Annotated in this window: 22 protein-coding genes and 1 tRNA gene; 18 read left to right on the top strand and 5 right to left on the bottom strand. The window is 43.0% G+C overall.

Features of this window, described 5'->3' with window-relative positions:
- Positions 1-8 precede the first annotated feature (8 nt).
- Positions 9-1163 (top strand): bifunctional chorismate mutase/prephenate dehydrogenase, encoded by a 1155-nt coding sequence (gene tyrA / locus ACFOHL_RS04235; RefSeq protein WP_376918940.1) that lies wholly within the window; start codon positions 9-11, stop codon positions 1161-1163.
- Positions 1164-1173: 10 nt separating this feature from the next.
- On the opposite strand, the gene melB is transcribed toward tyrA, so the two are convergent.
- The 4 genes from melB to yciH form a co-directional block, all read right to left on the bottom strand.
- Entirely contained in the window at positions 1174-2550 is a 1377-nt protein-coding gene (melB, locus tag ACFOHL_RS04230) for a melibiose:sodium transporter MelB (protein ID WP_376918939.1), read from the bottom strand.
- A 229-nt stretch (positions 2551-2779) separates the two neighbouring features.
- Positions 2780-3964 carry a prephenate dehydratase gene (gene pheA / locus ACFOHL_RS04225; protein ID WP_376918938.1) on the bottom strand — a complete coding sequence of 395 codons (1185 nt, stop codon included), beginning with the start codon at positions 3962-3964 and terminating at the stop codon, positions 2780-2782.
- A 142-nt stretch (positions 3965-4106) separates the two neighbouring features.
- Complete coding sequence (locus ACFOHL_RS04220) at positions 4107-4907, bottom strand: response regulator (RefSeq protein ID WP_376918937.1); 801 nt, start codon at positions 4905-4907, stop codon at positions 4107-4109.
- 87 nt (positions 4908-4994) lie between these two features.
- On the bottom strand, positions 4995-5315 hold the full coding sequence (yciH, locus tag ACFOHL_RS04215) for a stress response translation initiation inhibitor YciH (protein ID WP_376918936.1): 321 nt from the start codon (positions 5313-5315) through the stop codon (positions 4995-4997).
- Between the two features lie 267 nt (positions 5316-5582).
- Between yciH and ACFOHL_RS04210 the strand changes: the two genes are divergently transcribed.
- The 16 genes from ACFOHL_RS04210 (at position 5583) to ACFOHL_RS04135 (ending at position 19425) form a co-directional block, all read left to right on the top strand.
- Positions 5583-6599 carry an extracellular solute-binding protein gene (locus tag ACFOHL_RS04210; RefSeq protein WP_376918935.1) on the top strand — a complete coding sequence of 339 codons (1017 nt, stop codon included), beginning with the start codon at positions 5583-5585 and terminating at the stop codon, positions 6597-6599.
- 100 nt (positions 6600-6699) lie between these two features.
- Positions 6700-8319, top strand: a complete 1620-nt coding sequence (locus tag ACFOHL_RS04205) for an ABC transporter permease (RefSeq protein WP_376918934.1) — start codon at positions 6700-6702, stop codon at positions 8317-8319.
- Positions 8319-9374, top strand: coding sequence for an ABC transporter ATP-binding protein (locus tag ACFOHL_RS04200; RefSeq protein ID WP_376918933.1), 1056 nt, complete (start codon positions 8319-8321; stop codon positions 9372-9374). Before ACFOHL_RS04205 ends, ACFOHL_RS04200 begins: the two co-directional genes overlap by 1 nt.
- A 107-nt stretch (positions 9375-9481) precedes the next feature.
- Positions 9482-11242, top strand: coding sequence for an aspartate--tRNA ligase (gene aspS / locus ACFOHL_RS04195; protein ID WP_376918932.1), 1761 nt, complete (start codon positions 9482-9484; stop codon positions 11240-11242).
- 9 nt (positions 11243-11251) lie between these two features.
- The gene (gene nudB / locus ACFOHL_RS04190; RefSeq protein ID WP_376918931.1) at positions 11252-11692 is read left to right on the top strand and encodes a dihydroneopterin triphosphate diphosphatase; all 441 of its coding nucleotides are present in this window, start codon (positions 11252-11254) and stop codon (positions 11690-11692) included.
- Positions 11689-12210, top strand: a complete 522-nt coding sequence (gene ruvC / locus ACFOHL_RS04185; RefSeq protein WP_376918930.1) for a crossover junction endodeoxyribonuclease RuvC — start codon at positions 11689-11691, stop codon at positions 12208-12210. The genes nudB and ruvC overlap by 4 nt, the downstream gene beginning before the upstream one ends.
- Positions 12211-12252: 42 nt before the next feature.
- Positions 12253-12870: a Holliday junction branch migration protein RuvA gene (gene ruvA / locus ACFOHL_RS04180; protein WP_376918929.1), complete on the top strand. Its 618-nt coding sequence runs from the start codon at positions 12253-12255 to the stop codon at positions 12868-12870.
- A gap of 6 nt (positions 12871-12876) precedes the next feature.
- Positions 12877-13878 (top strand): Holliday junction branch migration DNA helicase RuvB, encoded by a 1002-nt coding sequence (gene ruvB / locus ACFOHL_RS04175; RefSeq protein ID WP_376918928.1) that lies wholly within the window; start codon positions 12877-12879, stop codon positions 13876-13878.
- Positions 13879-14135: 257 nt separating this feature from the next.
- The gene (gene ybgC / locus ACFOHL_RS04170) at positions 14136-14540 is read left to right on the top strand and encodes a tol-pal system-associated acyl-CoA thioesterase (RefSeq protein WP_376918927.1); all 405 of its coding nucleotides are present in this window, start codon (positions 14136-14138) and stop codon (positions 14538-14540) included.
- A gap of 1 nt (position 14541) precedes the next feature.
- Positions 14542-15210, top strand: coding sequence for a protein TolQ (tolQ, locus tag ACFOHL_RS04165; RefSeq protein WP_376918965.1), 669 nt, complete (start codon positions 14542-14544; stop codon positions 15208-15210).
- A gap of 2 nt (positions 15211-15212) precedes the next feature.
- Entirely contained in the window at positions 15213-15635 is a 423-nt protein-coding gene (gene tolR, locus ACFOHL_RS04160) for a protein TolR (protein WP_376918926.1), read from the top strand.
- Between the two features lie 2 nt (positions 15636-15637).
- The gene (gene tolA / locus ACFOHL_RS04155) at positions 15638-16426 is read left to right on the top strand and encodes a cell envelope integrity protein TolA (RefSeq protein WP_376918925.1); all 789 of its coding nucleotides are present in this window, start codon (positions 15638-15640) and stop codon (positions 16424-16426) included.
- A 3-nt stretch (positions 16427-16429) separates the two neighbouring features.
- Complete coding sequence (gene tolB, locus ACFOHL_RS04150; RefSeq protein WP_376918924.1) at positions 16430-17797, top strand: Tol-Pal system beta propeller repeat protein TolB; 1368 nt, start codon at positions 16430-16432, stop codon at positions 17795-17797.
- 31 nt (positions 17798-17828) lie between these two features.
- Positions 17829-18395 carry a peptidoglycan-associated lipoprotein Pal gene (gene pal / locus ACFOHL_RS04145; RefSeq protein WP_376918923.1) on the top strand — a complete coding sequence of 189 codons (567 nt, stop codon included), beginning with the start codon at positions 17829-17831 and terminating at the stop codon, positions 18393-18395.
- A gap of 6 nt (positions 18396-18401) precedes the next feature.
- A complete protein-coding gene (gene ybgF, locus ACFOHL_RS04140; protein ID WP_376918922.1) occupies positions 18402-19217 on the top strand; it encodes a tol-pal system protein YbgF in 816 nt (271 codons plus the stop codon).
- Between the two features lie 132 nt (positions 19218-19349).
- Positions 19350-19425 (top strand) — tRNA-Lys (locus ACFOHL_RS04135).
- Positions 19426-19438: 13 nt separating this feature from the next.
- On the opposite strand, the gene ACFOHL_RS04130 is transcribed toward ACFOHL_RS04135, so the two are convergent.
- On the bottom strand, positions 19439-20401 hold the full coding sequence (locus ACFOHL_RS04130; RefSeq protein ID WP_376918921.1) for an alpha/beta fold hydrolase: 963 nt from the start codon (positions 20399-20401) through the stop codon (positions 19439-19441).
- 547 nt (positions 20402-20948) lie between these two features.
- On the opposite strand from ACFOHL_RS04130, the gene ACFOHL_RS04125 reads away from it, so the two are divergent.
- On the top strand, positions 20949-21509 hold the full coding sequence (locus ACFOHL_RS04125; protein ID WP_376918964.1) for a family 16 glycoside hydrolase: 561 nt from the start codon (positions 20949-20951) through the stop codon (positions 21507-21509).
- The last annotated feature ends 43 nt before the right edge of the window (positions 21510-21552 follow it).

The following is a 21552-nucleotide window of genomic DNA, read 5'->3' as shown; positions in this document are numbered from 1 at the left end:
GCAGATATATGACAGACTCTCAGCAGCCTTCGCTTGACGCTTCTTTATCTGCACTACGAGAACAGATTGATGAAGTTGATTCTGCGCTTGTGGATTTGTTAAAGCGCCGCACGGATATCACGACTAAGGTAGGGCAATTAAAGAGTAAACATGCCAAACCTGTCTATGTGCCCGAACGTGAACGCGCGTTAATTCAAGCGCGTCGAGAGCAAGCTGAGCAGGCGGGTATCAACCCTGATTTAATTGAAGATATACTCAGAAGAACGTTCAGAGAGTCCTATCACTCGCAGCACGCAGAGTATGCGCGTGTAAATCCCAACTTAAATAGAGTGGTGGTTGTCGGTGGTAATGGTGCCTTGGGGAAGGTATTCGTGAACTTGTTCGCACAGTCTAGCTATGACGTGAGTGTTTTAGATAAAGATGACTGGGACAAGGCAGAGAGTTTGTTGGCTGATGCTGAGCTAGTGATAATCGCCGTGCCAATCAACAAGACAGAAAGTGTTATCGACACTCTGCCCAAACTCCCAAAAAACTGCATACTCGCTGACATTACCAGTGTTAAAACCAAGCCTTTAGCTGCGATGTTGCGTAAGCATAGTGGGCCTGTTGTGGGGCTTCATCCTATGTTTGGGCCTGATGCTCCCGGCATGATAAAACAGGTTGTTGTGGTGTGTCATGGAAGGGGACAGACGCAATATGCTTGGTTTCTTGAACAAATGAAGTTGTGGGGCGCGTCGCTGCATATCAGCCAAGCAGATACACATGATAAAGCTATGAGTATCATACAAGTCATGCGGCACTTCTCTAGCTTTGTCTATGGCCTACATTTGTGTAACGAAGACCCTGACATCAACGAATTAATGGCCTTCAGCTCACCTATTTATCGCTTAGAGCTGGCAATGGTTGGACGGTTGTTTGCGCAGGCGCCAGAGTTGTATGCGGACATTATTTTTGAGAATAGTGAAAATGTGCAATTGTTAGAACGTTTCATTGAACGTTATACTGATTCTACTGAGCTATTGAAACAGTCTGACAAGGCAAAATTTATTGCTCAATTTAAGACTGTTTCTGAATGGTTCGGTGACTATGCATCACAATGTCTTGCTGATAGTAAACAAATGCTACTAAAAGCAGATGATAGCCACTTGTTGAGAAAAAAGTAACAAAGGGCTATCAGCTTGTCTGGCTGTATTTGTTAGTTAAATGTGCTTGTATTTTGTTGTGAAACTGTCCATTTAGCTGATAAAACCGAAAATAAAAAAGAAGCGTTATCGCAAAAAACAAACTGGGTACACCTATCATTATCCATTTCATACCAAGTATTGTTTCGTCGCTTTGCTCTGCGTTGGGAATGTAGCCAACCATGCTTAATAGTACGCCAATAAAAAATCCACCAATTGCTGAGCCGGCTTTCACCACCATTGTTTGCACTGCGTAAGCAATACTCTCGCATCTTACATCTAACTTATATTCACCGTAGTCGACGGTATCGGCAACCATAATGACGATTAATACCCAAAAAAAGCCCATTCCAGCATTAAAAAGTACGCCAGCGGTCGATATTAAAATGACACTTTGAGGGGAAAATATGCCTGCTAACAGCAAAACAACTGCTCCCAGTATAGGGAGACCTGAGGCGGCCGCCCAGATTGCTTGGCGGGGAATGTACTTTGTTAACCATGGAAAGGCAATAAGTGCCGCGAGGTTCGCTATACCAGCATAGGCTAAATAGTAAGAAAACAGATCGGCGTCACCCGAAACATATGTAAAGTAATAAATACCAAAAGCAAAGATGACATTTGTTGCAACATTGTAGGACAGTGACATCACCAATAAGGTTGTTAGTTGGTCGTTGCGGTAAATTAACGATATAAGCTTTTTTAAACTTAGTTTTTCTTCTTCGCTATCTATTTTGTCTATTTTATTACCCGAGCTATAGCGCTCTTGCACATTGAGCAAGGTAATAATGGTAGACAGCATAAAAAAGAAAATGATTACCAGAGTGAAAACCTGAAAGCCATAACCTTGGTTTTCACCACCAACATAGTCGACAAATTTTAACGTAACCGCTGCGGTAACGATATAGGCAAGGCTGGCAAAAAACCTAGGATAAGGTACCAGCTCTTCTCGCTCTCGTTTATCTAGCGTTAAGGTCGGCACTAGTGACCAAAAAGGAATATCCATTAATGTGTAAGTCATGCCCCAAAGTACATAACTAATGGCGATATAAACAATAAGCGTGGTGCCCTCGAAGTGATGTGCGCTGAATACGGCAAACAAGACGATGGAATTTAGTATCGCGCCGATAAGGATCCAAGGTTTAAACTTTCCCCAACGCGAACGGGTGCTGTTTACTATCCAGCCCATGACAGGGTCATTAAATGCATCCCATGTGCGTGCGAACAAAAATATGGTGCCGACAACCGCGGCAGAAACGCCTACCACATCGGTGTAGTAATAGAGGATGTAGATATAGACGATTTGAATGGCAAAGTCTTTGCCGAAAGCGCCAAAGCCAAAACTCAACTTGGTATTCATGGATAGGCTCATGCCTTACCCCCAACAAGTGCATGATTGAGGCTACGAAATTATAGCCTTAGGATTAATAGTAGAAGAGTTCTCAGACTTATCAATGTAAGTATAGAAAAATCATGTTCTTAAGTTCAGGCCGAATAAAACATAGTAGGTGAGGGTGCTTGAGGAACGTCACCATACATCTGCGGATGATGGTGACCTTGTTTCTTAAGTATCAACAATAAAGTCGCGCTTGGCTATTGGATTACTTATCCGTCAGGGTAGAGGCGACGGATACTCTGGTGGGTGATACTTCTTCAACGGGATAACAACCTAGTACTTTAAAATATCGTGTCATGCTGCGCAGCGCGTCAAGCGCTTTTTGCATCGGGCCATCTTCAATATTGCCTTCGACATCGACGTAGAACATTTCTTCCCAAGGGTTGCCGTTAATAGGGCGAGATTCCAGTTTTGTCATAGCAATGCCATTTTCTTTTAGCACTGTTAGCGCATCAACCAATGCACCGGGTGTTTGTACAGTGGACATGATCATCGTGGTTTTTGCAGGGACTTGTAGAGGGACTTTAATTGGGTTTCGGGCTACAACAATAAAACGACTATGGTTTTCTTTTTGATTGGCGAGCTTAGACTGAATAGCGCGTAAACCGTGCAATTTGCCGCCGCCTTCCGAGCCAATTGCAGCGACTTCAGGCGATTTTAACTCATTTACAATTAGCATTGCCGCAGAGGTACTATCACAAGGTTTGACTTCGACATTACCCAGTTCTGCTAAAAAGTGACTGCATTGAGCAAATACTTGTGGGTGGGCATACAAGGTTTTAATTTTGCCTACTTCAACATCTTGATGAACAAGTAAAGCATGGTTTATTTCGTGAGTAAGCTCGCCCACTATGCTAAGTCGCGTATGTTGAAGTTGATCGTAGACTTCGTTGATACTGCCTGATGAGGTGTTTTCAATGGGTAATACGGCAAAATCTGCCTCGCTGCTTTCTACAGTTGCGATGATGTCCGCAAAACTTTTGCAGCCCATTTCAACAAGTTTACCGCTGCGGCGGGCAAAGTATTTCTGCGTGGCTAAATAGCTGTATGAACCCTTTTCACCCAAAAACGCCACGCGATTAATCGGGAGGCTCGCATCAGGGTTAGCGCGTTGTGCCAGTAAAGATTGTTGATTTAGTACCGAATCTTCAATTATTACGTGAAATAATTTGGTCACAAAGTGCGGATCTAAACCTATTTCTTGACCTTTTTTAATTAACCTAATGAGCAGTTGTTCTTCTCGTGCTTGATCGCGAACTTGAATTTGGTGCTTTATTTTGGTTTCGGCTACTTGATTGGTCAGTTGTTGACGCTTTGCAATGATTGACAGTAGTTCATTGTCTGTTTCGGTGATTGCGACACGTAGCGCTGCTAATTCCTCATTTGCCAATTTGCTTGAGTCCTATACTTGTTTTTACAGGCGGCATGACTTTTAATTTTCACACCGCAATTGGATATGTGGACTGTAAAAAACACCTGTCGCCCTGTCAATGCAGTTTTTGTTTTAACTAAGAATTATTCAGGGCTATGACTTAATTGTCTAGCAATCGAGAGAGTATCGCTCTGACTTCATCAGACTCAAAGGGTTTATCGCACAAAGCGTTTACGCCCGTTTGTTGTATGTTACTCATATGTGCGCTTTGGGTATTTTCTGATGTGACCATGATGATTGGTATGTGCGTGGTCGCTGGATTAAATCTGACAAACTCGGATAGTTCGCGTCCATCCATTTCAGGCATATTGTAGTCAGTAACGACTAGATCAAATTCGAGATCCTTTAAGTAAGTCAAGGCATGTGCGCCGTTTTCAGCCTCGGTGATACGTTGAATACCCATGTTCTGCAAAACGCGTTTTATATGATTTCTCGCCAGCTTACTATCATCAACTAACAGCACTCGGACTTCTTCAATATCAAAGCTTTCTAGATCAAGCTCTTCGGTGTTCATTAGCTGTAAGCTAGCGTTTAAACCGCGTTCCAGATGGATTGGTTCAAATGGCTTGGGGAGTATAGCGGCCACGCCGGATTGTTTGAATTGTTCAAGCTTGGATATACTTGTTTCACTCGATACCAGCATAAATGGAATTGAGTTGGCACTATCGTCTGCTTTGAGGTGTTGTAAGATATCCAAGCCAGTACCGTCTGACAAATACATGGCACTCACAATCACATCTGCTGCGTGTTTGGCAATTTCATGTTTAGCTTGCGTCACATTTTTGACTATGTCTACACTGTTTACGTCCGCGCTTTTTAACAACTTGCTGATTATTTTTGCCTGGGTATCAGAGGGCTCAACCAACAGTATATGTAAGTCAGTGATGTCTAATTTATGCATTCATACCTTCTATATTGTCTACAGCCTTTAAGGCGTGCTCTCAAATTTTTTAAGTTAAGGAGAACATGACGCTAAAATTGACCAATTTTAGCCGCCAGCTAGCTTTACTTTATATCCTTTTGTTTCAAGAATCTGTTTCAACTTTTCTCTGACATCTCCTTGAATTTCAATATCATACTGTTTTATTGCACCACCGCATCCGCATTGCTTTTTTAAGTCACTGCACAGTTTTTTCAAGTCTTGTCCCGACAAACCCAATCCAGTGATGAGTGACACACCTTTACCTTTTTTGCCTTTGGTAATTCGCTGCAGACGCACAATACCATCACCTTTAGGCACATCTTCCTGTGCCACACTTTCTTTTATTCGCCCACTATCTGTGGAATAAACGAGTCTGGAATTTGTCATAAAATTGTCCTTTGTTAATGCGCTATACAAAATAAGTGCCAGTCTTATGGAGTTGTTTGTTTTTTCGATTTTAAGTACGAGCGAACAAATAAGTATAGCGCTACTGACCCTAAGATACACAAATTATGCAGTAAAGTTTGTTGTTGACTAGGCGCTGTTTTCTTTTAAAATGTAATTGAGACTTATTATCAATAACGTAGAGGGTGGCAAGGTTCGCGCATATCGGCGATTACTTGAAAGCCACCGAGCCTTTAGCATTAAAACAAAATGGAATCCTTAGGGGGCCTTATCAAATCTTTAGCCTTATTGTTTATTCTTTGTTTTGTTGGTCAAAGTGTGGCCGCAGAAATCAACGTGTATTCTGGACGAAAAGAAGCACTTATCAAACCTTTGCTAGATAAATTTACTGAGCAAACAGGGATAAAAGTTAATTTGGTCACGGGCAAAGCAGACGCGCTTATCAGTCGAGCAGCGTCAGAAGGCGAATTTTCCCCAGTTGATTTGCTTGTGATGGCGGATGCTGGGCGCCTTGTCCGTGCTAAAAATATGGGCTTAACGCAAACTCTGGATGTTGACCTACCAACGCTTTCTACTTCATTTGTTGACCCAGAGGGGCACTGGGTAGCCTTGACCACCCGAGCCAGAGCTATCATGTATAAAAAGGGCGCGGCAAATGACTTGCCTGAATCTATGTTGGCACTCGCAAATGATAAGTACAGAGGTAAAATTTGCGTGCGTTCATCGAGTAATATTTACAATCAATCGATGACCGCCGCGATGTTGATTGAGCATGGTGCAGCGCGCACTGCCGATTGGGCGAGCGGCATTGCAGCAAACATGGCAAGAAAACCGAAAGGGGGAGATCGAGACCAGATCAAGGCTATGATTGCAGGCGAATGTGATTATGCGATCGCTAATACCTATTACTTAGGGGGAATGCTAAGTTCATCAGATGAAAGTACCCGCAAAGTAGCAGAGCAGGTGGCAATTGCTTGGACACCTGCCGCTAAAGGAGGCACGCATATCAATATTTCTGGTATCTCTATTGCAAAGCACGCTCCTAATAAATCTGATGCACAAAAGCTAATCACATTTATGCTGGCGGCTGAGCAGCAAGCTTGGTATGCACAGGTAAACCAGGAATACCCCGTGTTAAAAAATGCTGATTGGAGTGAAATACTCGAAAGTCTTGGTAGGTTTGATACTCAGTTAGTTGACTTTAATAAAATGGGACAATTAAACGGTGAAGCCTTAAAAATTATGGATAGAGCAGGCTGGCAGTAAACAAGCTACAAAATAGTACGGCTATGTCTCCGGCTTTATGCGGTAAAGGAGATATAGCTATAGTAAAAATTTTACAAGCAAAGCGGTACGGCAGCATTTAATGAATGGATTTTTTTGGGTAAAAACAAGTGCTCTATTTTTTGCCTGTTTGTTAGTACTTCCCCTCGTGTCAGTCGTATCCAGTCTTTTTTCGCCCGATTTAGCGACTTGGCAACATCTCATTGATACAGTACTGGCAGACTATGTTGTTAACAGCATTGGTTTAGCCTTTGGCAGTGCAAGCGGTGCCATATTCATTGGAAGTGGCGCTGGCTATATAATGGCAAATTATCGTTTTAAGGGTAAAGTCGTAGTACAAATATGTCTGTTGCTGCCGCTGGCTATGCCTGCCTATATTATTGCATACACGTATACAGGGTTGATGGACTTTGGCTCGCCTTTCCAGCAGTTTATACAGGCAACCTTTGGTTTAGCAAAAAATACGCGAGTGCTGCCTGACATCCGAAATTTAGCTGGGGCGATAGTGATGTTGTCCTTGGTTTTGTATCCCTATGTCTATTTACTCAGTTATGCGGCTTTTAAAAGTCAGCCTACTAGCTTAAAACAAGTATCGACACTGGCTGGGCGGAGTAAATACTCGCATTTTTTTCTGATTGCTGTGCCGATAGCTCGACCGGCTATACTTACCGGTGGCGCATTGGTTATGATGGAAGCTTTGGCTGACTACGGTACGGTGGCTTACTTTGGTGTGAATACCTTTAGCACAGGTATTTATAGAACATGGTTTGGCATGGGTAACCGAGAGGTCGCTGCACAACTCGCTTCTGCCTTGTGCCTTTTTGTGTTTTTAGTGTTGTTCTTAGAAAAACACGCCAGAAAAGACGCTAGGCGATACCAAAACAATACCAAAAGCAAACATACAGCTAAACAGTTAACAGGTAAGGCTGTTGTGTTAGTAACCGCAGTTTGTATGTTGCCACCATTATTTGGGTTTTTTATACCAACGAGCCAATTGTTCATTTGGGCTTTCTTTAACTCCAACGCCGATACAACGGGCTTTGCCAGTTTATTGGGGAACACACTATACGTGTCTCTTGTCGCGGCTATCATCATAGTGGCATTGGCAATGTTGTTTTCGACCCTGGCGCGCTACGCCAACAAGTCTTTCTACAATAGGATTATACAAGTTCTGTCTCTTGGCTATGCCTTACCTGGCTTGGTTGTAGCGGTAGGAGTAATCAGTGTGTCAGGCTGGTTAGATAGGCAGATAAATATATTTTCTATGGCGTGGTTAGATACGCGACCGGGACTTGTCATTTCTGGTAGTATCACTATTTTGGTTTTTGCCTATGCTGTCAGATATTTGAGTGTTGCCCTACAAAACACCGAAACTGGCTATGCCAGAATGCCTAGGCAAATGGATACTGCAGCGCTGAGTCTACACCATAAACGCAGCGCTTTATTCACTCGTATTCATTTACCCTTAATGCAGTCGAGTGTGTTGAGTGCATTACTCCTTGTATTTGTTGATGTGCTAAAGGAGCTACCGGCCACATTAGTACTTAGGCCTTTCAATTTTAATACTCTAGCGGTAAAAGCACATGAGCTTGCCAGCGATGAGCGTTTGATAGATGCCGCTTTACCCGCGATCGCTATTGTCGGTATTGGCTTGTTACCAGTATGCTTACTTATTTATCAGTTAGAGCGGAGTAAAACTTAGTGTTAGCAGTACGAGATTTATGTATAGCCTATAACAATGATCCGGTACTCCGTGTTAACGAACTGCATCTAAAAACCGGTGAGATTGCGTGTATCCTAGGGCCTTCGGGTAGCGGAAAATCAAGCTTTTTGCATGCCTTATGTGGTTTGCATACGCCAGTGTCAGGATGTGTTGAGCTCAAGCAAGGAAAAGTGTTTGATCAGCAAAAAAATGTAGCTAGCGCTGACAGAAAAATAGCCATGGTGTTTCAAGACTTGAGCTTGTTTCCCCATATGACGGTGCAACAAAATGTTGCCTATGGATTACACACTTTGTCAAAAGCCGAGCAAGCGCAACGCGTATCTGAAGTATTGTCTTTGGTTGAATTAGACAGCTTGGCGCATCGTTACCCCTACGAGCTATCAGGCGGGCAACAGCAGCGTGTTGCTATAGCCAGAGCGGTTGCACCACAGTCAGAAGTCTTATTAATGGATGAGCCGTTTTCTAGTTTGGATCCGAGTTTACGTGAACAACTCGCTTTTGACTTACGCGTTTTGCTTAAAAAGCTTGGTATTACCGCCTTGATTGTCACGCATGATCAACAAGAAGCATTTGCAATGGCAGACAAAATTGCCGTGTTTTCTGAGGGGGTTTGCCAGCAATGGGGGAGCGCTTATGAGTTGTATCATCAGCCCGCAAATATAGAGGTCGCCAGTTTCATTGGTGAAGGGGCATTCTTGCAAGGCAAAGTGGTGAACAATGATGGCCAAAAGCTTGTCGAAACGGCTTTAGCGCGCCTAGCGATACCTGAAAGCTCATCCGAAAAGAACGAAAAGCTGAAACATGGTCAACCAGTAAAGGTGCTGGTGAGACCCGATGATATCCTGCACCGCGACCATAGTGAACACAAAGCCATTGTTGTCCAGCGTCAGTTTAGAGGGGCGCATATCATGTATACACTCGCATTAGCAAACAGCGAGGAAGTACTTTGTTTAGCGCCAAGCCACCATGATCATCAAGTAGGTGAAGCCTTTGGGATTCAGTTGGATGTTCAGCATATGGTTGTTTTTTCCTAAAAAGTCCATTCACAGACTTTGTCCTACATCAAGCATGGTCTATAATGCGCCGTCTATTGAGTGGGCTACACTCAGCAAAATAAAATTACAATGAAAAAGGTTTTGGAATGCGCACTGATTATTGCGGTCGAATTGACGAAAAATTTGTAGATCAACAGGTGACCTTAGTAGGTTGGGTGCATAAGCGCCGTGATTTGGGTGGCCTAATATTTATCGATTTACGCGATCGGGAAGGTGTGATTCAAGTCGTTATAGAGCCTGATGCTGAACAGGCATTTGCCCCCGCCAATGAGTTGCGCAACGAATTCTGCGTTGAACTTAGCGGTAAAGTCAGGGCGCGCCCTGAAAGCCAAGTAAACAAAACTATGCGGACAGGTGGTGTTGAAGTACTGGCAACTTCTCTCTCTATTATCAACCGCGCACCGGCCTTACCTTTAGATTGGAATCAAGAAAACTCTGAAGAACAGCGCTTAAAGTATCGATATCTTGACCTACGCCGCCCACTGATGACAGAGCGTTTGGTGTTCCGCTCGAAAGTGACAGCTGCGGTAAGACGCTATCTTGAAGAGGCCGATTTTTTGGATATCGAAACGCCCATTCTTACTGCCGCCACGCCAGAAGGTGCGCGAGACTATTTGGTTCCCAGTCGAACCTATAAAGGCCAATTTTTTGCACTGCCACAATCGCCACAATTGTATAAACAGTTGTTGATGATGAGTGGTATGGATAAATATTATCAAATAGTAAAATGTTTCCGTGATGAAGATTTGCGTGCGGATCGCCAACCTGAATTTACGCAGATTGATATTGAAACCTCATTTTTAGACGCAGATGGTGTGATGGCAATCACACAGGGGCTAATAACATCGCTGTTTAGGCAGTTGCTAAACGTTGATTTAGGTGAATTTCCAAGAATGACGTATGCAGAGGCAATGCAGCGTTATGGCAGCGACAAACCCGACTTACGCAACCCCTTAGAAATTGTTGATATTGCCGAAATTGTCAAGGATCTCGATTTTAAAGTATTCAGTGGCCCCGCAAACGACGAAAATGGACGCGTGGCATGTATTTGCGTGCCCGGAGGCGCAAGTTTGTCTCGCAAACAGATTGATCAATATGGCGAATTTGTTGGCATATATGGCGCTAAAGGCCTAGCGTGGATGAAAGTAAATGACCTTGGCAAAGGGATAGAGGGCATACAATCACCAGTATTGAAGTTCTTCAATGAAGAAAGCATTAACAAGCTTATGGCTGCTACAGAGGCTAAAGATGGGGATATTTTGCTCTTTGGTGCGGGTGACAATACAACAGTCACGGAAGCATTGGGAGCGCTGCGCTTGAAATTGGGTAATGATTTTGAGTTGGTGAGCGCTGAGTGGAAACCACTATGGGTCATTGATTTTCCTATGTTTGAGCGTGTTGATGATCGTTTACATGCCTTGCATCACCCATTTACTGCTCCTCGAGATAACAGTATCGAAGCTTTAAAAGCGGAACCTGAGAAAGCCTTATCAAATGCCTATGACATGGTGTTAAATGGTGTTGAACTCGGCGGCGGGTCGGTACGTATTCATAATATGGATATGCAAGCAACAGTGTTTGAGTTGCTGGGTATTTCTGAGCAAGAAGCTAAAGAGAAATTTGGCTTTTTACTTGAAGCCTTGCGTTATGGTACGCCACCACATGCTGGATTAGCATTTGGTTTGGATAGGTTGGTGATGTTGATGTTAGGTGCGGATTCTATACGCGATGTCATGGCTTTTCCAAAAACAACTACTGCGGCTTGTCCCTTGACGAGCGCACCGGGTAGAGCTAATCCAGAACAATTGAAAGAACTAGCTATCGACATTAAAGCTAAAGACGAGTAATCATCTAACATGGGCTTAAAAAGACCAGAGTCTGTTCTGGTCGTTATTTTCAGTGAACAAGGTCGGGTCTTGATGTTGCAACGCGAGGACGACCCAGAATTTTGGCAGTCTGTTACGGGCACAATGGAAATCGGTGAAACCCCCATACAAACAGCTTATCGAGAAATTGCTGAGGAACTGGGTGTTGTACTTGATGTAAAAAAAGGGCAAATCAAAGATTGCCAGCAAACTAACCAGTACAAGATAAGAGATTGTTGGTTGCACCGCTATCCCAAAGGCACCACAAAAAATACCGAACATGTATTCAGTGTATGTATACCCGAGCAATCACCCATTGTATTGACAGAACACCTCGACTACCTCTGGTTAAGCAAAGAAGAAGCTATTGCGCTCGCGTGGTCACAAACAAATAAAGCTGCCATTAAAGCATATGCCATAGGTCAGCAATGAGTGTTATATTAGGAATTGACCCGGGGTCTAGAGTAACGGGTTATGGCGTAATAAAAAGCTTGGGAAATAAAACTGAGTATATCGGCAGCGGGTGTATACGAGTTGCTGATGATATATTGGCTAATCGACTTCACAAGGTATTCACCGGCGTAAGTGAGATTATTCGTCAGTATTCGCCCACACATTTTGCTATTGAACAAGTCTTTATGGCTAAAAATCCTGACTCAGCACTTAAACTTGGACAAGCAAGGGGCGCTGCCATCGTTGCAGCAACAAATGCAGATATGCCCGTTTTTGAATATTCTGCCCGTCAAATCAAGCAATCGGTTGTCGGCAAAGGAAACGCTGATAAAACACAGGTGCAACATATGGTTTCGCATATATTAAAACTTAATAAAGCGCCACAAGCGGATGCGGCTGATGCGTTGGCCGTGGCACTTTGCCACCTTCATACTGAACAAAGTTTAATTCGCATGTCTGGACAGGCAAAGAAGACTGTTAGAGGTCGGTTGCAGTAAATTTTTCTGCTGCCATTACACAACAAAAGAGTATACATTGGAATGATTGGAAGACTACACGGTAAGCTACTAGAGAAACAACCGCCAGAAATATTGCTGGACATTAATGGTGTGGCTTACGAGGTGCAGTTACCGATGACAAGCTTTTATCACTTACCGGAAGTCGGTGAATCCGCCACCATTTATACCCATTTTGTCGTGCGCGAAGACGCCCAGCTGTTGTTTGGTTTTATTGATAAATACGAGCGAGGTTTGTTTCGCGTATTGATTAAAGCAAATGGGGTAGGGCCAAAACTGGCTTGCACTATTTTATCAGGCATGTCGGCTTCTCAATTTATTCAGGCAGTACTGGAAGAAGACATTACGGCACTAGTAAAAATGCCCGGTGTGGGGAAAAAAACGGCAGAGCGTTTAGTTGTTGAGTTAAAAGATAAAGTCGCCAACATCGATGAGGTATCGAGTGCTGTTGATGTACTTAACCCTTCAATCAATAAGGCAGAATTATTGATACCTGTAAATTTAGCAAAGGAAGAAGCAACTAGTGCGCTTTTGGCCTTGGGGTATAAAAAAGCACAAGCAGAAAAAGCGATCAATGCAATATATGATGAACATGCCAGCAGTGAAACACTGATTCGTGAAGCACTAAAATCCATGGTGTAAACAGTTATGATTGAAGCAGATAGAATACTCACCCCACAAGCGCAAAGCGATGATGAGCAAATTGATCGTGCCATTCGTCCCAAATTACTTGGTGATTATGCGGGGCAAGATCATGTTTGTGAGCAAATGGATATATTCATTCAGGCGGCGCGAAAACGCAATGACGCCCTTGATCACTTGCTTATTTTCGGTCCACCTGGATTGGGTAAAACAACCCTGGCGAATATTGTCGCCAACGAAATGGGCGTCAGTATAAAGACAACATCTGGCCCTGTACTTGAAAAAGCCGGCGATTTAGCCGCACTGCTTACAAACTTGGAAGAGAATGACGTCCTATTCATTGACGAAATACACCGTCTGAGCCCAGTGGTTGAGGAAGTGCTTTATCCTGCCATGGAGGACTATCAGTTAGATATTATGATCGGAGAGGGGCCAGCAGCCCGTTCAATCAAACTCGAGTTGCCGCCTTTTACACTGATAGGCGCGACAACAAGGGCGGGTTCTTTAACCTCACCTTTGCGCGACCGTTTTGGTATTGTTCAACGTCTTGAGTTTTATAATGTAAAAGATCTGACCGACATCGTCATGCGCAGCGCGCAGTATCTCAACATGAATATGCAACTAGAAGGCGCCATTGAAATTGCCAAACGTTCAAGAGGCACCCCCAGAATTGCCAATCGCCTGCTACGCCGAGTGAGGGATTATGCTGATATAAAAGCAGATGGCAATATTACCAAAGCCGTTGCGTCATCGGCTTTGTCAATGTTAGACGTGGATGTTGAAGGTTTTGATTTTATGGATCGAAAGCTACTTTGTTCCATTATTGAAAAGTTCGCAGGCGGGCCTGTAGGCCTTGAAAATGTTGCGGCTGCAATCGGTGAAGAAAAAGAAACAATAGAAGACGTGATTGAACCATTTTTGATTCAGCAGGGCTTTTTACAGCGCACGCCAAGAGGACGCATGGTAACCGATCGCGCATACTTACATTTTGGCTTTGAAAAAAAATAAGCTTATGTTCCCATTACATTGGGGCACAAAAAAGCCCGCTAAATAAGCGGGCAAAAAACTTAACGGAAGGGAATCCTCATAAAACCAGAAGCCATGTCTTTGCTTCAAGTTAAGTCGTAGTTTATAGCTTTTTTCTGATCTAACAATTCAAAATTATTGCGATTTCAGATAAGTTAAACTAATCCGAATGACTTGTGGGTACTTTACAGGGACGAGGTTTAAATACTTGTTATTAATGTAATTAAATTGTTGTGGTAATGAAAAGTTATACTATAGAAGCACGAGTTTATTTTGAAGACACTGATGCAGGTGGCATTGTATACCATGCAAATTATCTAAAATACATGGAGCGCGCGCGTACGGACTGGATAAGGGAGCTCGGTGTAAGCCAAAAACAACTGTTGGAACAATCTATTGCTTTTGTCGTCAAAGACATTAGCTTAGCATATAAGAAAAGTGCTAAGCTTGATGAAATGTTAACAATAACGTGTAAGCCCGTGAAAATTGGCAACGCGAGTGTTAATATAGAACAACAAATTTATAATAATAATGATGAAATACTGGTAAGTGGTTCAGTCAAGATTGCTTGTATCGATCCGTATTTGCAAAAACCAGTAAAAATCCCAAGTAATATATTGAGGGAAATGCGCAGTGACTCATGATATGTCAATCATAGGCTTGTTTTTACAGGCTAGCCCAGTGGTGCAGTTAATAATGCTGTTGCTACTTGGTACTTCTGTTGTTAGTTGGGCTTTTATTTTTCAGCGAAACAGCGCACTTTCGCAAGCAGAAAAAGAAGTGCATGCGTTTGAAGACGAATTTTGGTCGGGAGCCGACTTAAACCAATTATTCGGTGAATACAGCCAACAAGAGGGTTTGTCTGGCTGCTCTCTCATTTTTTGCTCAGGCTTTAAGGAATATGTGCGCTTGCATAAAGCCGCTGGTACGGTGCACGAATCTATAATGGACGGTACCTATCGAGCAATGCGAGTTGCCATGTCGCGAGAAGTCGACGGGTTAGAGGCCAGATTACCTTTTTTAGCCACGGTTGGGTCAATTTCCCCTTACATCGGTTTGTTAGGCACGGTGTGGGGAATCATGAATGCATTTATTGCATTAGGACAAGTCAAACAAGCGACCTTGCAGATGGTTGCACCAGGTATTGCGGAAGCCTTGATTGCTACAGCAATTGGCTTGTTCGCCGCTATCCCCGCCGTGGTCGCTTACAATCGGTTTAGCACCAAAGTCGAAAAAATAGAAAATGCATATGGTAATTTTATGGAAGAGTTTTCTTCCATTTTGCATCGTCAGAGCATCGCTAAACGAGGTTAGAAATGTATATTCGTCGCCGCCGGAAACGCGTATCTGAAATTAATGTGGTGCCGTATATCGACGTGATGTTGGTGTTGTTAGTGATATTTATGGCTACGGCGCAAGTGGTCACGCAAGGAGTCACAGTCGATTTGCCAAAAGCTGAAGCGCAGACTTTGGAAACTGAGCAAGAAACCATATTGATTGTTTCGATCAGCAATGAGGGGCAATACTTTTTGAATGTGGGCGACAATCCTGAGCAAGCAATGCAAGCTCAAGAGGTCGCTGCGCTAGTAAAGACTCGACTTGAAATAGCACCACAAACACCCGTAGTGGTGAATGGTGATAGAAGTGTCAGTTATGAAAAAGTGGTTGATATGATGGTCTTATTACAAAACTCCGGTGCAGAGTCTGTCGGCTTAATGACTGATCCTAATCAGGGGTAGGCGTGAAAGAAAAAAAGGCACTGTGGATATCGTTTGGTTTGCATGTTGTGCTAGTTTTAGCACTTGTTGTGAGCGTGTCGTTTGATAAGCAACAGACATTGGTGTCAAGTGCGCAAGCGCAACCGATAAAAGCTGTATTTATTGATGCCCAAGCGATAGCGGATAAGAAAAAGAAACAGCAGGAAGCCGAGGCGCAGGCACGCAAAAAAGAACAAGCGCGTTTAGATAGAATAAAAAAACAACAGCAAGAGAAAGAGCGCAAGCGCAAACTAGAACAGGAACGTAAACGAAAAGAAGAAGCGGTGCGAAAAAAGCGTGAGGCTGATGCGCGAAAAAAAGCTGAACAAGAAAAAAAGCGACAAGAAGAACAGCGTGCACTGGAACGAGCTAAACGAGAAGAAGCCGAGTTTCAGCGCAGAGTAGCAGAAGAGAAAGCGCAACAAGAAGCCTTAGAAAAAGAAATGGCAGAGCAGCTGGCAAAAGAGCAGGCCGCGATCGCTGAAGCTCAGCAAAAAAGGGTGATGAGCGAATTAGACAAATACCGAGCGCTGATATACCAAACCATTTATCAGAACTTATTTGTGGACGACAGCGCTAAAGGTAAAGAGTGCAGAATTACGGTGAAACTGGCGTCTAATGGCTTAGTTATTGACACTAGAATTGAAGGTGGTGACGCAGCCTTGTGCCGAGCATCACAATCAGCTGTATTGAGACCCGAGACTCTACCTGTGTCGAAAGACCCGCAGGTATTTGAACAAATGAAAACTTTAAAATTAACGGTAAAACTTTAAACGATGATACGACGCGCTAACTATTTTTCATACTTTTTTATTTTCTTTTTGTTAGCTATTAGCGCAAGGGGAGCTGCAGAACTAGAGATTGTGATTACTGAGGGCGTTAACAACGCGCGCCCTATTGCTATTGTGCCATTTAAATGGACAGGTGATACTGTACTGCCAGAAAACCTAAGTGATGTGATCAAGAATAACCTCCTTAGAAGTGGTAAATTTAATCCCATCAGCTTGTCAGATATGCCGCAATTTCCGAGCACTGACGAAGAAGTTGATTACGATGCTTGGGCAAACCGAGGCATTGATACAGTGGTCGTTGGCAGTATCGAACCGGCCGGAGCAGACACATACAAGGTTAGCTTTGAACTCGTCGATGTGCTCAGAGCGCAAATCACTGGCGGTGAATCGAGAGCACTAGTAAATGGTAAATTGGTACTCAGCAAAGACCACATCATTGAAGGAAGAGAAAAAAATATCCAAAGCGAGGACTTTCGTCAGTACGCGCATATAATGAGCGATATTATATACGAACGCTTGACGGGAGAGAGAGGGGCTTTCCTTACACGTATAGCATACGTAGTGGTGCGTGATCGCGCGACGAATCCTCTACCTTACCAACTCGTAATTGCAGATTACGATGGTGCTAACGAAACGCGTTTATTGTCTTCGCCAGAACCCTTGATGTCTCCCTCATGGTCGCCTGACGGCAACAAGTTGGCCTACGTGAGTTTTGAAAACAAGCGATCGCAAATATATATTCAAGATATTTACACGACTGAGCGAACACTCATCACGGATTTTCCAGGAATTAACAGTTCACCCGTATTTTCACCTGACGGCAAAAAGCTTGCTATGGTGCTGTCTAAAGACGGTAATCCAGAACTTTATGTCATGGAATTGGCCACTCGAAAGTTAGAACGAATCACACGAAACCGAACAATTGATACTGAGCCATCTTGGACGCCAGATGGAAAAAGTATCATATTTAGTTCGGAGCGGGGTGGTAAACCGCAGATTTATCGCGTAGATTTAGCAACTAAGCGTCCAAGACGCCTGACTTTTGAAGGTGATATGAACCTAGGAGCGTCGGTGACCCCCGATAATCAAAATTTAGTAGTGGTCAATCGCACTCAAGGTAATTATCATATTGCTAGGCAGCAGTTATCGACGGGTAACATGCTGGTGTTAACAAAAACGTTTTTGGATGAATCGCCAAGTATTGCACCAAACGGAAGTATGATTATATACAGTACGTTGCATGAGGGTAAACAAGTGCTATCACTTGTTTCACTCGATGGCAGATTCAAGGCTTTATTACCTGCAACAGATGGGCAGGTGAAATCGCCGAGTTGGTCACCATTTTTATTATAAGTAGTAATTACCAAAATAAGGACTAATAAGCATGCTTACTAATAACAAACTAAAATCTCTATTAATTGCTTTACCTGCACTTACGTTGCTGGCCTGTGCTTCTCCTGATGAAGAGCAAGCTTCCGAAGCAAACGAAGCAGCCATTGCTGCGCAAGAAGCTGAAGCAGCGAAGAAAGCAGCCGAAGCTGAAAAAGCGCGTGCTGAAGCTGCTGCGGCAGATAAGCTCCGCAAGGCAAAAGCGTTAATGGAAAAAGAAAAAGCAGCGCTTGAAGCTCAACAAACGGTTTATTTTGATTTTGACCGTTCTACAATTAAAGCTGAGTTCCAATCAGTGTTAAGAAAACACGCAGATTTCTTAGTGAAAAACCCAAGTCAAGAAATTGTAATCGAAGGTCACACAGATAGTCGTGGTACGCCTGATTATAATATTGCACTTGGCGAACGTCGTGCTAAAGCCGTAGAAACCTTTTTCTTAAATGCCGGTGTGAGCAGCTCACAAATGTCTGTCGTTTCTTACGGTGAAGAAAAGCCTGCGGTTATGGGTGCTTCTGAGTACGCGTTTGCTCAAAACCGTCGTGCAGTGGTTGTTTATCAATAGTCACTTATGCATAGAAAACTTGTAAGTACACTGGTCCTGTCTATCATGTCGGGTGTTTGCCTAGCGCAAGCACCCGTTGTGGATATAAGTGATACAACTACCCCCAGCACTTCAACTTCTTCGTTGAGTGATGTAGATGTATCAGCTGTGGAAGAGAGGCTAGCAGTATTGGAACGCATTGTAGAGTCTCGAACCTCAAATCAACAACGCATGCAAGAACAGCTAGATATTTTGCAAAGTGATGTCGATGGTATACGAGGCTCAATTGAACTGCATAATCATCAGTTAGAAAAAATTCTCGAGAGACAGCGCGAGTTGTTTTTAGAAATTGACAATCGCTTCTCTGCGCTGCAAACACAAAGTCAGCAAGTAGCCAGTCAGTTTCCTTCGGGGATTAATAATAATAGTGGCACTACGGCTACTCAATTGCCGAGTTCACCTGTGGCTGGCAACGAACAAAGTGCCTACCAAAATGCAGTAAACTTAATTTTAAAGCAACGCGATTACGAAGCGGCTATTCCGGCGTTTAGAACGTTTTTAACGCAGTTCCCAAATTCCGAATACACCGATAATGCTTACTATTGGCTGGGACAACTCTTGTACAACAAAAAAGAGTGGTCAGAGGCAAAGAATGCATTTGAGCAAGTCGTCAATAACTTTACTCAATCGCCTAAACGCGCCGATTCTATATTAAAGTTAGGTATGATAGCCAAACAATCAGGTGACTTATCTACCGCTAATCAGCAATTCCAAAAGGTCGTAGCCGAGTACCCAGACAGTACACCCGCTCGCCTAGCTAATGAGCAACTGGCGGGTAATTAGACCTGCCGGTATGCTTAGTTGTATAGTTTCCAAGCAATTAAATTTATTTTTGTAAAAAAACAGATTAAAGACTTGCACTGCGCACTTATATGAGTATTATATGCCGCCGTTGCAAGCGCAATGTTCAATGATGGGTCGTTAGCTCAGTTGGTAGAGCAGTTGACTTTTAATCAATTGGTCGCTGGTTCGAATCCAGCACGACCCACCATCTTTATCATTCTTTAGTTAAATTTCTTATTCATAAACTCGCGTATCTTCTTGGTTATAAAAGGCGCCTCTTCTTCAAGTGCAAAATGCCCAGTATCAAGAATATTGTAGTCGATATCTTTTAAATCACGCTTGTAACCTTCGGCACCCGCCACTGGGAAGAACGCGTCATTTTTCCCCCAAACTAGCAACGTAGGTGGTTGATTGGTTTTTAAATATTGCTGCCATTCAGGGTATTTTTTTATGTTGTTTTGATAATCATAAAACATACCAAGCTGAATTTCGTGTTGACCAGGGCGAGACATCTTCATGTAATCCAAGTTCCAGTTGTCGGGTAAAATAGCCTCTGGCTTGCGTGTACCATGAGTATATTGCCACTTAAAACCTTCCAATGAAAATACGTTGTCAATGATGTGTTTTTCCAATTCTGGGGTTCTTTCTTGCCAATAATCGACCACTTTTCCCCAACCTTTTCTATCGATCCCTTCTTCGTAGGCATTACCATTCATCACGACTAATCCCGCAACCCTATTCGGGTGTTTGCTTGCTATACGCAAACCCATGGGGGCGCCGAAATCTTGGATCATCAACACATAGCGATTCAATCCACGTTGGATCAAGAATTTATCCATCGTCTCTGCAATATTGTCAAAGGTATAGGTATATTCTTCCTTACTGGGAAAGCTGCTGTCTCCATATCCCGGATAATCAGGTGCGATCAAATAAAAATCATCACCTAAGTTTGCCAAAAGTTCTCGGTATTGATGTGACGACGATGGAAACCCGTGTAATAGCACAAGAGCAGGTTTTGTTGTTGATGGATCACCTGCTTCGCGATAGAAAATATCTAAACCATCAACTTTTTCATAGCCATAGCGAACACGGTCAAAATCTTCCGTTGCTTGGCTTACTCCACTCATCGCTAATATCGCGGTCAAAAAACTAAATACAATTGTTTTGTAGTGTGAAATTCGCATCTCTTTTCCTCGTTTGTTTGTGTTTTAAGGTCTGAGATGATTCTAGGTTAAGTTATTTAAGAAATAATTGGCTAATAATATAATTTATTATTACAAATTTAGTAATAAATGGGATTGCTTATTGTTCATAAACGCACGTTAGTCCTTTAAAACGATACATGTGCTCATTTTGATTTTTTTAAGTGTTTGTTTTTATGAGTGAAAATATTGGCTTATGGCTTGCTAAGTCGTTTGACTAGCAAGGCAATATCTTGAGAAAGAACTGGTACAAAAAAATACAGAAAAATCAAACGGTTTTTCTGAAGCCACTATGAGTGGGCTTGAGGTATTTTGCTTCGGCCTCAATGCTCATTGAGGCCGATTTTACATCACAACAGAGTTCGTTATACGACAAAAGGAAAAAACATGAGGGCAGCTTATTTGATCGGATTTTTATATTGGTTATGCATGACTACATCACCATTTGCGCAGACTATTGACATTGACGACTTGGAGCCAAACAAGACCTCAATTTCGAAGGTAAACTACAAGGCCAAACAAGACCTCAATTTCGAAGGTAAACTACAAGGCCAAACAATCAATTCAAGTCGTTAAGTCCTCTATGGTTGCGGACAACAAGGATGACAAATTCGCAATTTTGAAAGGAGTGAAATTTAAAGATGGAGAGATAGAGCTATGGTTGTCAGGCCAGCCTCGTAAAGACGCTCACGCCATGGCAAGAGGGTTTGTTGGTTTTGCGTTTCGAATATCTCCAGATAAGACCAAATTCGAAGCCATATATTTACGTCCTACCAATGCGCGTGCAAATGATCAATTACGCAGAAACAGAACCATTCAGTACATCTCTTCACCAAACTATCCATGGTTTAAATTGAGGCAGGAAAACCCAGGTCAATATGAAGCTTACACCGATCTTGTTCCTGGCGAGTGGACTAAATACCGGCTTGTCGTAAAAGGTAAGACTGCTAAGCTATATGTGAATGGTCAGCAACAACCTAGTCTCATAGTGAATGACTTGAAACTAGGCGATGTGAGTGGAAACATTGGTTTATGGATAGGCCCTGGTACCTTGGCTCACTTTTCAGGTTTAAAAGTTACGCATTACTAAAGCACTATAAAACTGAGCACTATTCAGTGCTCATTAAGCTATT

The sequence above is a fragment of the Agaribacter flavus genome (genome assembly GCF_042646125.1).
GTDB lineage: Bacteria > Pseudomonadota > Gammaproteobacteria > Enterobacterales > Alteromonadaceae > Glaciecola > Glaciecola flavus.
This window is presented reverse-complemented; position numbering and strand designations above follow the sequence as displayed.